The sequence below is a fragment of the Telluria sp. RT2P19 genome (genome assembly GCF_059685725.1).
This window is the reverse complement of record NZ_JCASIL010000003.1, coordinates 115,974-130,258: the sequence shown is the minus strand read 5'-3', so window position 1 is coordinate 130,258 and position 14,285 is coordinate 115,974. Positions and strand designations below refer to the sequence as shown.

Genomic DNA, 14,285 nt, shown 5'->3' with positions numbered 1-14,285 from the left:
GCAAGTTCAAGCAGGGAGTCCGTGATGCGTGGTGCGAACAAGGATGTGCGGGGCCGGTGGACGGCGGTGCCGGTCGCGGGCATGATGTTGCCGGTCACTGGCCGCGGCGATGGCGACGAGGCCGGGTCGACGCGGCAGGGGGCGCGCCAGCTGTCGGGCGGCGTGGAGGGAGCCGCCCGGCTGTTTTGCGCGGACCTGGGCAGGAACCCGTACGCGCACTATTGAAGAAAAGGGTGTCACGAATGCGGCCGATCCGGTGTTTCCACCTCCTGTCATGCCTGGCGTTCGGCGTCGCGCAGGCCGCGCAGGCCGGCGCGCTGGTGATCGAAAGCTGGCGCGTGGACGACAAGGCGCTATGGGAACAAGTGCTGATTCCGGCGTTCCAGCGCAGTCATCCCGGGATCGAGGTGAGGTTCGCGCCGAGCGCCCCGACCGAGTACGACACCGGCCTGGCCGCGCGTCTGGAGCAGGGTGTGGCCGGCGACCTGATTGCCTGCCGTCCCTTCGACGTCTCGCTGTCGCTGTACCGGCGGGGCCATCTCGAACGCCTGGACGGCAGGGCCGGGATGCAGTATTTCGAACCCGGCGCTCTCGCGGCCTGGCAGACGGCGGGGGCGAAAGAATCCTTCTGCATGCCGGTGGCCTCCGTGATCCATGGCTTCATGTACAACAAGGCCATCTTTCGCAAGCTCGACCTGCAGCCCCCGCGCACGGTCGACGAGTTCTTCGGCGTTCTCGATGTGCTCAAGAAGAGCGGCGTTACGCCGCTGGCGCTCGGCACGGCCGACAAGTGGGAGTCGAGCCAGCTGGTGTTTACCAATATCGGCCCCAATTTCTGGCGTGGCGAACAGGGCCAGCAGGCCTTGCTCGCTGGCCGCGCCCGGTTGACCGATGCGCCGTTCGTCGAAGCACTGCGCTTCGGCGCGCGCATGGGCGCCTACCTCGGCCCGGGCGCGGCCACCCAAAGCTATGGCCAGAGCCAGGCCATGTTCGCGGCCGGCCGCGCCGCGATCTACCCGAGCGGCTCCTGGGACATCGCCAATTTCAATGGTGCGCCGGCGCTGGAGCTCGGGGTGTTTCCCCCGCCGGTTCGCAAGCGCGGCGACGCCTGTTATATCTCGGACCACATGGACCTGGGGCTGGGCATCAACCGCAAGTCCAGGAACAAGGAAGACGCCTACACCTTCCTGGCCTGGATCGGATCGCAGGAATTCGCCGACATCTACAGCAACCGCCTGACCGGCTTCTTCACGCTGTCGAACCACCTGATCGCGGTGCGCGATCCGGTGGCCAAGCAGATGGTCGAGTGGCGCAAGGGTTGCGCATCGACGGTGCGGCTGAACGCCCAGGTGCTGCATCGGGGCGTGCCCAGCATGGAGAGCGTGCTATGGGACGTGAATGCGCGAGTCCTGGATCGCAAGCTGGCGCCGCAGGAGGCGGCGCGCAGCTTGCAAGATAGTTTCGTCCGGTGGTACAAGCCACCGCAAAAGTGAAATTCGTTTTTTTTGGCTGGATAGGAGAGACTCGTGGATAGAACAAGAATGGTGCGTGGCATGGCCCTGGTGTCGCTGATGTTGGCGGCGCCGCTGGCGTCGACCGCGCTGGCCGCGCCCCAGGCCCAGGTGGCGCAGGCAAGCGCCGCGCCGGCAGGCGGCGTCGCCAATGGCGCGCGGCTGCAGATGCGCTGGGAGCTGCTGCGCAACGAGTTCACGCCGCAGGCGCCGCAGGGACGGGCTCAGGCGCGCCTGATCCTGACGAATGGCGACAGCCAGGCCTTGCCGGCCCAGGGCTGGTCGATCTATTTCAACAGCATGGACGGCGTGGTCACCGGCCCGGTATCCGGCAATCTCGGCATGGAGCAGGTGGCTGGCAACCTGTACCGCATCCGCCCGCAGCCCGGCTTCGCCGGCCTGGCACCAAGCCAGACCCTGGACATTGTCTATTACCACCCGCAGAGCATCATCAAGATGGCCCGGGCCCCGATCGGCCCCTACCTGGTCTATGACAGCGATCCCGACGTCGGCGTGGCCATCGCCGATTTCGCGCTGCTGCCGGTCACGCGTCCGGAGCAGCTGGACAAGGGGCCCGACCCGCGTCGGGTAGTGACGCCGGCTGACACTTACCGCGCCAATACCGGCGCCGATCTGCTGGCGCCGCGCGACGTGCCGCTGTTGCTGCCGACGCCGCTGCAGCTCGTGCAGGGCAAGGGCCGGCTGGCGTTGCGCGGCCAGCCACGGGTGACGGCGGACGCCGCGTTGAAGCACGAGGCGGCGCTGGCGCGCACGCTGTTCCCGCAGAAGCTGCCGGCCGGCGGACCGGCGCTGCACCTGAGCGTGGGCAAGGTCGAGGGCCAGGCTTCGCCCGAGGCGTACCGCTTGACCGTCAGCGCCGGCGGCGGCATCGCCATCGTCGGTAACAGCGCGGCCGGCGTGGCCCATGGCCTGCAAAGCCTGCGCGACCTGCTGCCGCTACCGGGCGCCGCCGACCAGTCGCTGCCGGAAGTGACGGTGGTCGATGCGCCGCGCTTTGCCTACCGCGGCTTCCAGCTCGACGTCGCCCGCAACTTCCATACCAAGGAAACCGTGTTCAAGTGGCTCGACCTGATGGCGCGCTACAAGATGAACAAGTTCCACTTCCACCTGACCGAGGACGAAGGCTGGCGCCTCGAAATCAGGGGCCTGCCCGAACTGACCGCGATCGGGGCGGTGCGCGGCCACAGCGCCAAGCCCGGCGTGCGCCTGCAGCCGGCCTACGGTTCCGGCCCCGACCCACGCGACCCCCACGGCAGCGGTTACTACACCCGCGCCGACTACATCGAGATCCTGCGTTATGCCGCGGCGCGCCACATCGAGGTGATCCCCGAGATCGAGATGCCCGGCCACGCACGCGCCGCCGTGCAGGCCATGGAAGCGCGTTACCACCGCCTGAAGTCGGCCGGCGACAAGGATGCGGCCAAGTACCTGCTCAACGACTTCGAGGATAAATCGGTCTACAAGTCGCAGCAGCTGTACAACGACCACGTGCTCAACCCGGGTCTGGAATCGAGTTTCACCTTCGTTCAGCATGTGGTCGACGAGGTGGTGGCGCTGCACCGCGAAGCCGGCGTGCCGCTGCACACGATCCACATGGGCGGCGACGAGCTGCCGCACGGCGCCTGGGAAAAGTCGCCGGCCGCCCACCGCATGATGGCGCAGCACCAGCTCGAGAGCACCGCCGACTTGTGGGATTTCTTCTATGAACGGGTCGACGGCATGCTGCGCAAGCACGGGCTTTATACGTCGGGCTGGGAAGAGCTGGCGGCCCGCAAGACCATGCTGCACGGGCGCCACAAGCTGATCCCCAATCCGCGCTTCACCCAAAAGGGCTTCAGCGCCTGGGTCTGGAACAATACCGAGGGCGCAGAAGACCTGGCCTACCGCCTCGCGAACGCCGGCTACGATATCGTGCTGGCCCCGGTGACCAAGATGTACATGGACATGTCGTACAACCCCAATCCGGAAGAGCCGGGCATGAACTGGGGCGACTACGTCGAGTTGCAGACGACCTACGACTTTATCCCCTTCGACTACCTGAAGAATGCGCCCGAGGCCGCGCGCGTTGGCAAGGATGGCTTGACCGACTACGGCAAGCGCCGCATCCGCGGCCTGGAAGCGACCCTCTTTACCGAGACCGTGCGCGACCCCAAGGGCATCGATTACCTGGTGATGCCCCGCCTGCTGGCGGTGGCCGAGCGGGCCTGGGCGCCGGATCCGGCCTGGGCGCTCGAGACCGACGCGGCCAAGGCCGCCGCGCTGCACCGCCGCGCATGGTCCGGCTTCGTCAATGCCCTCGGCCAGCGGGTGCTGCCGCGCCTCGACCTGGAGGGCAAGGGCGTGGATTACCGTATCGCGCCGCCGGGCCTCCTGCTTGACGGGCAACAGGTATTGGTCAACCATGTCCTGCCCGGCATGACGCTGCGCTATACGGTCGACGGCAGCGCGCCCACCGCCGCCAGCAAGCCGGTAACAGGGCCGATCGCCGAGCGCGGGATCATCCAGGTCGCGGCCTTCGACCGCAATGGCAGGCCAGGTCGGGTGGCCCGTATTGACAGGCGCTAGTCGTGGCGCCGACAGTACGCCGAATACGCCACCGGCGCCCGGTAGCGGCGCTATAATCAGCGTTTTCTGCGGGATATCGGGTGGTAGCGCGGGTGATGGCGTCGATCGGAGAGGTGGCTTGGCGGTGGCGTGACCGATGGCGGGCGACGATGATCTGCGCGGTGCTGGGGGCGGCCTGCGCCGCTTACGGCAGCGCCCGCGCCGCGGGCCAGGTAATCGGCATCGTGCCGCCGCTGGCGACGGCGGCGCCCGCGATCGAGTCGTCCGGTCTGCAGGTGCTGCACTGGTGGACCTCGACCAGCGAGCGCAAGGCCGCCGACCTGCTGGCGGCGCGCCTGAAGGGCGAAGGCGTCGAATGGCAGGATGCCGCCATCCCCGGCGGCGCCGGCATCGGCGCCGGCAAGGTGCTCAAGGGCAGGGTGGTGGCGGGCGATGCGCCCGAGGTCACCCAGATCATCGGCGTGTCGGTGGCCGAGTGGGCCGAGATGGGCCTGTTGCTCGAACTCGACAACGTCGCCGTGGCCGACAACTGGAACGGCGTCCTGTTCCCCACGGTCCAGCAACTGATCCATTACCGCAAGCACACGATGGCGGCGCCGCTCGGCATCCACCGCGTCAATACCCTGTACTACAACCGCGCGCTGTTCGCGCAGCACAAGCTGGCGCCGCCGCGCAGCTGGACCGAGTTCGACACCGTCGCGCGGCGCCTGCTGGCGGCCGGCGTGACACCGCTGGCGCACAGCAGCGAACCTTGGCAGGTGGCGACCCTGTTCGAGAACCTGGTGCTGGCCGAGAGCGGGCCGGATTTCTATCGTGAGCTGTTCGTGCGCCGCAGCCCGGCGGCCGCCTTCGACGAACGCACGGGACGCGCATTGCAGCGCTTGCGCACCGTGAAAAGCTGGTCGCGCGGCCGGCTGGCCGAGCGTCCCTGGACCGAGGTGGTGCGCCGGTTCGCGCGCGGCGAGGCCGCCATGATGATCATGGGCGACTGGGCCAAGGCGGAGCTGGGCGGACAGCGCATGATGCTCGACCAGGACTATGGCTGCACCGGCGCGCCGGGGAGCGGGCAGTACCACCTGTACAGCGTCGATACGCTGTCGATGTTCGCCGGCGACTATCGCCACCGGCAGGCCCAGGAAAAGATGGCGCGCCTGCTGCTGTCGCCGACGGTGCAGGCCGAATTCAATACGCTCAAGGGCGGGGTGCCGGTGCGGCGCGATGCCGATCCGGCGCGCATGGACAGCTGCGCGCGCGCCTCGTGGACCATCTTCGCGCAAGGCGCCCTGGTGCAGGCGCCCAGCCTGGTGCACCGCATGGCCACCGACGAGGCCACGCGCGACGCGATCATCGCCGAGGTGCACCGCTTCTTTCTCGACGACCGGGCGCCGGTCGCGGTGGCTCAGCGCCGGCTGGCCGCCTTGTTCAGACTATTCAATATAACCAATCAGGGGACACCGGGTGCGCAAGATACTGATCGTGGACGATGACCAAAAGACCCGCGTACTGCTCAAGACTTACCTGGAGAAGAACCAGTACGAGGTCATCCTGTCGCACAACGGCGAAAGCTTCCTGGCCGAGCTGCAGGCGCACAGCGACCAGCTGTCGCTGGTGATCCTGGACGTGATGCTGCCCGACACCGACGGCTTCGTGCTGTGCAAGCAGGTGCGCCAGCAGTCGAACGTGCCGATCATCATGCTCACCGCGAGCTCGGACGAGACCGATCGCATCGTCGGTCTGGAGCTGGGCGCCGACGACTATATCGCCAAGCCCTACAGCCCGCGCGAGCTGCTGGCCCGCATCAAGGCCATCCTGCGCCGCGCGGCACCCGAAGCGCCGCCGGCGCGCTACTACCGCTTCGTCGGCTTCACGCTCGACCTCAAGGAGCGCACGGTGATTGACACGGCTGGCAACCAGGTGGCCCTGACCGGGCTCGATTTCCAGCTGCTGAAGTACTTCACCGAGCATCCGGGCAAGATCCTGGACCGCGGCCTGCTGTGCGAACAGACCCGCGGCCGCGACGCCGGTCCGCTGGACCGCTCGCTGGACGTGCAGATCAGTCGCCTGCGCCTGCGCCTGAGCGACGACGGCAAGCAGCCGGCCCTGATCAAGACCGTGCGCGGGGCCGGCTATGTGTTCTCGGCCGAAGTCAGCGTGTCCAGTGTCTGAGGGGATCGCCGCGCGCCTGCGCCGGGCCTGGCCGGCGTCCCTGCTGGGCCGCCTGACGCTGGTGATGGTGGCCGGCGTGCTGCTGGCCCAGCTGGCGGCCAGCGCGATCTGGGCCAGCCAGCTGCGCGCCAAGCAGCAGGTCGAGGCGCAGTCGGCGGCCCAGTACGTGGCCCACGGCGCTGCCGGCGCGATCCGGTTCTTCCGCAGCCTGCCGCCGGCTTATCGCTCGCTGATCATCCAGCAGCTGCGCGAGATGGGCGGCACGCGCTTCTTTGTCAACTTCAACCACGCCTACGTGCCGATTGACGAGATCGCGCCCCATCCGCTGGCGCGCAGCGTGATCGCCACCGTCGGCGCCACCTTGAAGCAGGACTTGCCGCATTCGCCCGGCTTCAGGCTGTCCTTCGCCCAGCCCGACCGCCTGGTGGTGGCCGAACACGACGTGCGGCTCGAAGACCTGCCGCACTCCTGGGTGCAGCACGTGCTCCTGCTCAAGCCCGATCCGGCCCCGATCCTGGTGATCCAGACCGAGATCGAACCCGGCAACTGGCTGTACCTGGCGGCGCTGATGCCCAACCCGTACTTCCTGGACGGCGGCGACCCGTTCGCGTGGGACCGCCTGATGCCGCAGGCGCTGTCGCTGGCGGTCGTCCTGCTGCTGTGCCTGTTGATGGTGCGTTCGATCACGCGCCCGCTCGCGGCGCTGTCGGATGCCGCCGCCGCGCTGGGGCAGGGCCATGACGAGGATGCGCGCCCGCTCCCCGAAACCGGCAGCCGCGAGTTTGTCAACACGGCGCGCGCCTTCGGCGCCATGCGCGAACGCATCGCGCGCTACATCGACGATCGCGAGCGCCTGTTCATCTCGATCTCGCACGACCTGCGCACGCCGATCACGCGCCTGAAACTGCGTGCCGAACTGCTCGACGACGAGGCCCTGCGCAACGACTTCGAGGAAGATCTCGATGAGCTGGACATGATGGTCAAGGGCGCCCTGCAGTGCGTGAAGGACAGCGACATCCACGAGAACCCGGCCGAAATCCGGCTCGATGCGCTGCTGGGACGGATGGTCAAGAGTGCCCAGCTGGCAGGTCACCAGGTGGGTTACCAATCGTCCGGCATCATCGTGCGCGGCAAGCCGCTGGCGCTCAAGCGCGCGCTCGGCAACCTGCTCGACAACGCGCTGTACTACGGCGCACGGGCCGAGATCGACGTGCGCGAAGCGCCGGGCGGCGTCGTGATCGCGGTGCGCGACCATGGTCCGGGCGTGCCCGAGGACGCGCTGGCCAGCCTGTTCGACCCGTATGTGCGGCTGGCCCATGGCCGCGACAGCAACGACGGCGGCATGGGGCTGGGCCTGGGCATCGCGCGCGGGATCATCGAGGCGCACGGCGGCCGGCTCGCGCTGGACAACCATCCGGAGGGCGGCCTGGTGGCGCAAGTCTGGCTGCCCGCGCGCAGCCAGGCCACTGTTGCCGCCGCGTGACAGCGCCAGACAATATTTGACGCCCGCGCACGCATTGCTTTAGGATTAAAGAAATGTTAAATGGCCCTGCGGCATGCGCGACGCATCCTCGACCCGGTTCATCCGCTTCCACCTCAAGACGCGCCATCTGGTGCTGCTGGTCGAACTGGGTCGTCATGCATCCATCCTGCATGCCGCCGAGGCGGCGGGGCTGACCCAGCCCGGCGCCTCGAAGCTGATCGGCGAACTCGAACACGCGCTCGGCGTGCCCCTGTTCGAACGCCTGCCGCGCGGGGTGGTGCCGACCTGGCACGGCAAGGTCCTGATCCGGCGCGCCGGGGCGGCGCTGGCCGAGATGGATGCGGCGCACCAGGAAATCATGCAGGGCCTGGCCGGAGCCGACGGTCGCGTGTGCGTCGGCAGCGTGCTGACGCCGGCCGTGGCATTGCTGCCGCAGGCGGTCGGCCTGCTCAAGGAACGCAGTCCGCGGGTGCAGGTGGTGTTGACGGTCGAGGCCAGCGATGCGCTGGTCGCGATGCTGCGCGCGGGCGACTGCGACATCGTGGTCGGCCACGTCCTCGATCCCGCCGCCGCCGCCGAACTCGATTTCGAACCCCTGGCCGACGAGCCGCACGCCCTGGTGGTACGTACCGGCCACCCTTGGCTGGCGCGCGGCGACGTGTCCCTGGCCGACCTGGCCGGCGCGGCCTGGATCCTGCCGCCGCCGTGCCGCCTGCGCGAGGAACTGATGGGCCGCTTCATGGGGGCGGGGCTGGAGCCGCCGCAGGATGTCGTCGAAACCGCATCCCTGCCGCTGGTGCCGCAACTGCTGGCCAGCAGCACGCGCGTGGTGGCGCTGCCGCCCGATCTGGTGCGCGCGCAGCTCGAGGCCGGGCTGCTGGCGCTGCTGCCGTTCGACCTCGGGCTGCGCGCCGACGTATATGGCATCATCACGCGCAGGCGCCATCACCTGTCGCCGTCGGCCGAGGCGATGCTGGCGGCGCTGCGCGAGGCAGCCGCCATCGCGCGCCGCCTGCGCCAGATGAATACGGATTCGGTATATCTCCCACGCGTTTCGTTATAGGAAACGCGTGCCCGCCGTCCGTATGATTCCTGTCACCACACGAGCAGCCGCCCACAGCGCCGAGGAGACAGCAGATCATGGAATACCGCTTTTCGCCTTGCCCCGCCGGCCTGTACTTGGCGCCGCTAGCGCTAGCGCTGGCGCTGCCGGTCCAGGCCCAGCTCCATTCCGAACCGGCTTCCAGTTCGCTGGGCGACTTCCCCGATCCCTTCGTGTTGCCGCACGACGGCGGCTACTACGCCTACGCGACCAATGCCAACGACAAGCACGTGCAACTGCTGCATTCGACCGATCTGCGCGCCTGGCGTGCGCTGCCCGATGCGATGCCGGTGCTGGCGCGCTGGGTGCGCCAGCCGGTGCCGCATGTGTGGGCGCCCGAAGTCGTCAAGCTGGGACGGCGCTACGTGCTGTACTACACGGCGCACGACAGGACGTCGGATCGCCAGTGCGTCGGCGCGGCGGTCGCGAACTCGCCGCGCGGGCCGTTCGTCGACAGCGCCGCCGCGCCGCTCGTGTGCCAGGCGGAACTGGGCGGCACCATCGACGCCAGTCCGTTCCAGGACGGCCAGCGGCTCTACCTGTATTTCAAGAACGATGGCAACTGCTGCAAGCAGCCGACCCATATCTTCGGCCAGGAGCTGCGGCCGGACGGCCTGGGCCTGCTCGGCCAGCCGACCCGGCTCCTGACCAACGGGCGGGCCTGGGAGGGCAAGGTGATCGAGGCGCCGACCATGCTCGCGCGCGATGGCAGGTACACGCTGCTGTACTCGGCCAACGATTTCGGCGACGGCTCGTACGCGGCAGGCCATGCGACCTGCGCCAGTCCGCTCGGCCCCTGCCAGCCGGAGGGGGACGCGCCTTTCCTGAAAAGCCGGCCCGAGGTGGCGCTGATGGGACCGGGCCACCAGTCGGTGTTTCAGGTCGATGGCCAGGACCATATCGCCTACCACGCCTGGGAGCTGAAGGCGGACGGCAGCCGCGGCAAGCGGCGCTTCCTGTACATCGACCGGCTCGACTGGATCGACGGCAAGCCGGTGGTACGGGGTCCGACCCTGGTCCGGTAAAGCGTGCAGGCGTGGCGCGGCGAAGGCCGATTGCGGTCCATAATGGCGCTGGTGCGTGACGCGTGCGGCGCAGTGCGTCCAGCCGCCAACAGACGACAGGGAGACAATGTGACGCAACGCAGGAGATTGCTGGCCGCTTCGATGCTGCTCGGACTGCCGGCCATGCGCGCGGCGGCCCAGGCGCCCGTCGAGATCCGCATGTGGACACTCCTCAGCGGTGGCGACGGCGCGCGCATGCGCGCGATGGTCGATGCCTTCAACGCGAGCCAGCGCGCGGCGCGCGTGGTCAGCACCACGCTCAAGTGGGGCGAACCTTTCTATACCAAGCTGATTACCTCGTCGGTGGTGGGAGAAGGGCCGGACATCGCCACCATCCACCTGTCACGCCTGCCCAACCTGGCCGGAGGCGGCGTGCTGCGACCGCTCGGCGAGGGCGAGCTCGCGGCCGCGGGCCTGAAAGGCAGCGATTATTTTCCGCGCCAGTGGGAAAAGTCGCGCTACGCCGGCGCCAGCCATGCCATCCCGCTCGACCTGCATCCGCTGGTCCTGTACTACAACAAGACCCTGGCCGCGCAGGCCGGCCTGCTCGACGCCTCTCGACGCCTGGCGCCCATCGAGGGCTATGCCGCCCTGAGCGCCGCGTTTCGCCGCGTGAAGGAAAAAAGCGGCAGGGCCGGGCTGGCGATGGAGGCCAGCCAGAGCTCGTATGCGATCTGGCGCTTGTGGGTGTCGCTCCTGGCCCAGCGCAAGGCGCCGCTGATCGAGGACGGCAGGTTCGCCTATGGCGCCGCCGGCGTCGAGGAACTGGCCAGGGTCAGCGCCTGGTTTACCCGGGGCTATGCCCAGGCGGGCCTGGACTACCCGGCATCGACCAGCCAGTTCATGGGCGGCGGCGCCGGCTTCATGATCAACGGCGTATGGGAGGTCCCGGAACTGGTGCGCGCCACGCGCCAGCGCACGCTCGGCTTCGAGTACGGCATCGTGCCGCTGCCGCGCCTGTACCAGGACGCCAGTGTCTGGACCGACTCGCACGCGTTCGCGATCCCTTCCAACGAAGGGCGGCCGATGGCGCCCGAGAAGGTGCGCGCGGTGCTGGCCTTCATGGGCTACGTCAGCCGCAATTCGATGGGCTGGGCCGAGGGCGGGCACGTGCCGGCCTACCGTCCGGTGGCCGAGTCGCCGGCGGCGCGCGCCCTGATGCCCAACGCGCTGTATGCCGGGGCGGCAGCGAACGTGGTGTACGACCCGGGAGGCTGGTATATGGGCGCGGCCGGGCCGGTCGAGGCGATGGCGTCGAAATACCTGCCCGGGGCCTTGTCGGGCCAGCTGGCGCCGGCGCAGGCGCTGTCGATGTTCGAGAAAGAAGCGTCGCGCCTGCTGCGCAAGCGCCCGCCGCGGTACTGAAAAACGAGGAAACACAGCCGATGCTCAAGCGCGCAGACAGTCCCGAGCTGGCCAGGCAGGCGCCGCCCGCGGCGCCGCGGGCCGAAGGCTTGCCCGCCATGCTGCTGCTGGCGCCATTCGTGCTGGTATTCTTGCTGTTCTTCCTGGGGCCGGCGGCCCAGACCTTCTACCTGAGCCTGACCGAAAGCAGCCTGACGCGCACCAGCGCCTTCGTCGGCCTGGCCAACTACGCCACGCTGGTCCAGGACGAGGCATTCTGGGCCTCGCTCGGCCACACCTTCTATTTTTCGCTGCTGACCGTGGTCCCGCTGACCGCCCTGGGGCTGGTGATGGCGCTGCTGGTGCACCGCTTCGTGCGCGCCTCGGCCTGGCTGCAGGGGGCGTTCTTTCTGCCCTATGTGTTGCCGATCTCGGTCATGACCCTGATCGCCGACTGGATGCTGCAGCCGTCGTCGGGCGTGATCAACCACATCGTCGGCGGCCAGCGCGCCTGGCTGGCCGACGTCGACTGGGCCATGCCGATGGTGGCGATCGGCACCATCTGGTGGACCGTGGGCTTCAATATGCTGATGCTGCTCGCGGGCGTGCGCAATATCCCGTCCGAGCTGTACGAGGCGGCGGCGCTCGATGGCGCGCGCGGCTTCACGCTGTTTCGCGCGATCACCTGGCCGGCCCTGCGGCCGGTGGTCGGCACCGCGCTGCTGCTGCAGCTGATCGCCTCGCTGAAGATTTTTGGCCAGACCTATATTCTGACCACCGGCGGGCCGTTCAACACCACCCGCGTGACCCTGCACTATATGTACGAGACCGCGTTCACCCAGAGCGACGCCGGCTATGCGGCGGCGATCGCGATGGCGTTCATGGCAGTGGTCATTGCGCTGTCGCTGCTGCAGGTGTGGCTGGGGCGCTCGTGGCGCCGCGCGCGGCCCAAGAGGACGGCATGAGACGCCCGTCCCAGCTGGGCTGGAGCATCGTCGCCGGCACCTCGGCCTGCATACTGGCGGCGCTATGGGTGTTTCCGCTGCTGTGGGCCCTGTCCACCGCGCTGCGGCCCGAACTCGAGACGGTATCTTCCACCTTCCACTGGCTGCCGCGCACCTGGACCCTGCAGGCTTTCACCAAGACCCTCGGCGCCGGCAACCTGCCGCGCTGGCTGTTCAACAGCGCGCTGGTCGCGCTGCTGGTCACCGTGGTGACGATGGCGGTCAGCCTGATGGCGGCCTACGCCTTTTCGCAGCTGCGCTTCCGGGGCCGCACGCTGCTGTTCGCCGGCGCCATGCTGGCCTTCCTGTTGCCGTTCGAGGCCTTGCTGGTGCCGCTGTTTCGCACCATGAACCAGCTCGGATTGATCAACAGCTACGCCGGCCTGGTGTTGCCGCAGGTGGTGTCGCCAGTCGTGATCTACGTGTTCAAGCAGTTCTTCGACGCGATTCCGGCGGACTTTCGCGAGGCGGCGGTGATGGATGGGGCAGGGCCGTTGCGGGTACTGTGGAGCGTCTACCTGCCGATCTCCGGCAACATCGTGTGGGCGATGGCGATCGTGACCTTCATCGGCGCGTGGAACAATTTCCTGTGGCCGTTCATCATCGTGACCTCGAACGAGATGATGACCATCCCCCTCGGGCTGACCCAGACCTACGACGCCTTCGGGGTGCGCTACGCCCAGCTGATGGCGGCGGCCCTGCTGGGGGCGCTGCCGGTGGCGCTGGCCTACGTCGTGTTCCAGCGCCGCGTGACCCAGGGCTTCCTGGCGGCCAGTGGCCTCAAGGGTTGACCCGGACAGCATAACGAAGAGAGGCAGGATCATAAAATGGCATCAGTGAGCCTTCGTGGCATCCGCAAGCGGTTCGACGACAATATCGTGATCAAGGGCGTGGACTTGGAGATCGAGGACGGCGAGTTCGTCGTGTTCGTCGGTCCTTCCGGCTGTGGCAAATCGACGCTGCTGCGCATCATCGCCGGCCTCGAGGACATCAGCGAGGGCCAGCTCGAGATCGGCGGCGTCGTCAGCAACACGATCGAGCCGGCGCGGCGCGGTATCGCGATGGTGTTCCAGAGCTACGCGCTGTATCCGCACATGAGCGTGTTCGACAATATGGGCTTCGCGCTCAAGCTGGCGAAGGTGCCGAAGGCCGAGATCCGCGCGCGCGTGCAAAAGGCGGCGGACATCCTGCAGATCGGCCACCTGCTGGAGCGCAAGCCGAGGGCGCTGTCCGGCGGCCAGCGCCAGCGGGTGGCGATCGGCCGCGCCATCGTGCGCAAACCCGCCGTCTTCCTGTTCGACGAGCCACTGTCGAACCTCGACGCGGCGCTGCGCGGCCAGACCCGGGTCGAGCTGGCGCGGCTGCACCGGGAACTGAACAGCACCATGATCTACGTCACCCACGACCAGGTCGAGGCGATGACCCTCGGCCAGAAGATCGTGGTGCTCAATGGCGGCCGGGTCGAGCAGGTGGGCAACCCGTTCGAGCTGTACGAGCGGCCGGCCAACCGCTTCGTGGCGGGCTTTCTCGGTTCGCCGCGCATGAACTTCTTCGAGGCCACGCTGGTGGCCGGTCAGGATCGCAGCGCGACGATCGAACTGGCGCGCGGCGTGCGGGTGCAGGTGGCGGCCGACGTGGCGCAGGCCAGGCCGGGCGACAAGGTCGGTCTGGGAGTGCGCCCGGAACACCTGCAGATCGTGCGCGGCGGCGAGGGGGGCGGGATCGGTGCGACCGTGGCCCTGGTCGAGTATCTGGGCGACGTGACCCTGGTGTACGCCCATGCCGACGGCGGCGGCGACATGCTCTCGCTCAAGTGCGACGCCGATACCGCGCCGCCACGGCCCGGCAGCCGCGTGACGCTGGCATTCCCGGCCACCCGCGCCTTCCTGTTCGACGCCAACGACAGGGCGTTCGCGCCCGGGTGGGGCGACGCCGTCCCGGCCCGGAAGGCCCACGAATCCTGACATCACGATTTCGGATACCTTACGCGCGTTTCGTTATGGGTAACGCGCATGTCGCACTCTT

The 14,285-nt window shown here is 68.3% G+C and carries 12 protein-coding genes; all 12 read left to right on the top strand.

Annotation, left to right across the window (positions count from 1 at the left end; translation table 11 throughout):
• The first annotated feature begins 24 nt into the window (after window positions 1-24).
• The 12 genes from AC56KW_RS04870 to AC56KW_RS04815 all read left to right on the top strand — a co-directional run bounded on the left by AC56KW_RS04870 (window position 25) and on the right by AC56KW_RS04815 (window position 14,224).
• A complete protein-coding gene (locus AC56KW_RS04870; RefSeq protein WP_497169608.1) occupies window positions 25-225 on the top strand; it encodes a hypothetical protein in 201 nt (66 codons plus the stop codon).
• A 17-nt stretch (window positions 226-242) separates the two neighbouring features.
• Entirely contained in the window at window positions 243-1,493 is a 1,251-nt protein-coding gene (locus tag AC56KW_RS04865) for an ABC transporter substrate-binding protein (RefSeq protein WP_497169607.1), read from the top strand.
• A 33-nt stretch (window positions 1,494-1,526) separates the two neighbouring features.
• Complete coding sequence (locus tag AC56KW_RS04860; RefSeq protein WP_497169606.1) at window positions 1,527-4,097, top strand: family 20 glycosylhydrolase; 2,571 nt, start codon at window positions 1,527-1,529, stop codon at window positions 4,095-4,097.
• Window positions 4,098-4,246: 149 nt separating this feature from the next.
• Window positions 4,247-5,584 (top strand): ABC transporter substrate-binding protein, encoded by a 1,338-nt coding sequence (locus AC56KW_RS04855; RefSeq protein ID WP_497169605.1) that lies wholly within the window; start codon window positions 4,247-4,249, stop codon window positions 5,582-5,584.
• A complete protein-coding gene (locus tag AC56KW_RS04850) occupies window positions 5,556-6,263 on the top strand; it encodes a response regulator (protein ID WP_497169604.1) in 708 nt (235 codons plus the stop codon). Before AC56KW_RS04855 ends, AC56KW_RS04850 begins: the two co-directional genes overlap by 29 nt.
• Window positions 6,226-7,746 (top strand): sensor histidine kinase, encoded by a 1,521-nt coding sequence (locus tag AC56KW_RS04845; protein WP_497169603.1) that lies wholly within the window; start codon window positions 6,226-6,228, stop codon window positions 7,744-7,746. The genes AC56KW_RS04850 and AC56KW_RS04845 overlap by 38 nt, the downstream gene beginning before the upstream one ends.
• Before the next feature lie 73 nt (window positions 7,747-7,819).
• The gene (locus tag AC56KW_RS04840; protein ID WP_497169602.1) at window positions 7,820-8,809 is read left to right on the top strand and encodes a LysR substrate-binding domain-containing protein; all 990 of its coding nucleotides are present in this window, start codon (window positions 7,820-7,822) and stop codon (window positions 8,807-8,809) included.
• 77 nt (window positions 8,810-8,886) lie between these two features.
• Complete coding sequence (locus AC56KW_RS04835) at window positions 8,887-9,873, top strand: glycoside hydrolase family 43 protein (protein ID WP_497169601.1); 987 nt, start codon at window positions 8,887-8,889, stop codon at window positions 9,871-9,873.
• A gap of 108 nt (window positions 9,874-9,981) precedes the next feature.
• Window positions 9,982-11,277: an extracellular solute-binding protein gene (locus AC56KW_RS04830; RefSeq protein WP_497169600.1), complete on the top strand. Its 1,296-nt coding sequence runs from the start codon at window positions 9,982-9,984 to the stop codon at window positions 11,275-11,277.
• Window positions 11,278-11,297: 20 nt separating this feature from the next.
• The gene (locus tag AC56KW_RS04825) at window positions 11,298-12,221 is read left to right on the top strand and encodes a carbohydrate ABC transporter permease (protein ID WP_497169599.1); all 924 of its coding nucleotides are present in this window, start codon (window positions 11,298-11,300) and stop codon (window positions 12,219-12,221) included.
• Entirely contained in the window at window positions 12,218-13,051 is an 834-nt protein-coding gene (locus tag AC56KW_RS04820; RefSeq protein ID WP_497169598.1) for a carbohydrate ABC transporter permease, read from the top strand. The genes AC56KW_RS04825 and AC56KW_RS04820 overlap by 4 nt, the downstream gene beginning before the upstream one ends.
• A gap of 36 nt (window positions 13,052-13,087) precedes the next feature.
• A complete protein-coding gene (locus AC56KW_RS04815) occupies window positions 13,088-14,224 on the top strand; it encodes an ABC transporter ATP-binding protein (protein ID WP_497169597.1) in 1,137 nt (378 codons plus the stop codon).
• Window positions 14,225-14,285 lie beyond the last annotated feature (61 nt).

Excerpts from the sequence above, each read along its gene's own strand:
- AC56KW_RS04870 (WP_497169608.1), top strand. The coding sequence starts at position 25 with ATGCGTGGTGCGAACAAGGATGTGCGGGGCCGGTGGACGGCGGTGCCG.
- AC56KW_RS04865 (WP_497169607.1), top strand. The coding sequence starts at position 243 with ATGCGGCCGATCCGGTGTTTCCACCTCCTGTCATGCCTGGCGTTCGGC.
- AC56KW_RS04855 (WP_497169605.1), top strand. The coding sequence starts at position 4,247 with ATGATCTGCGCGGTGCTGGGGGCGGCCTGCGCCGCTTACGGCAGCGCC.
- AC56KW_RS04845 (WP_497169603.1), top strand. The coding sequence starts at position 6,226 with ATGTGTTCTCGGCCGAAGTCAGCGTGTCCAGTGTCTGAGGGGATCGCC.
- AC56KW_RS04840 (WP_497169602.1), top strand. The coding sequence starts at position 7,820 with ATGCGCGACGCATCCTCGACCCGGTTCATCCGCTTCCACCTCAAGACG.
- AC56KW_RS04835 (WP_497169601.1), top strand. The coding sequence starts at position 8,887 with ATGGAATACCGCTTTTCGCCTTGCCCCGCCGGCCTGTACTTGGCGCCG.
- AC56KW_RS04825 (WP_497169599.1), top strand. The coding sequence starts at position 11,298 with ATGCTCAAGCGCGCAGACAGTCCCGAGCTGGCCAGGCAGGCGCCGCCC.
- AC56KW_RS04820 (WP_497169598.1), top strand. The coding sequence starts at position 12,218 with ATGAGACGCCCGTCCCAGCTGGGCTGGAGCATCGTCGCCGGCACCTCG.
- AC56KW_RS04815 (WP_497169597.1), top strand. The coding sequence starts at position 13,088 with ATGGCATCAGTGAGCCTTCGTGGCATCCGCAAGCGGTTCGACGACAAT.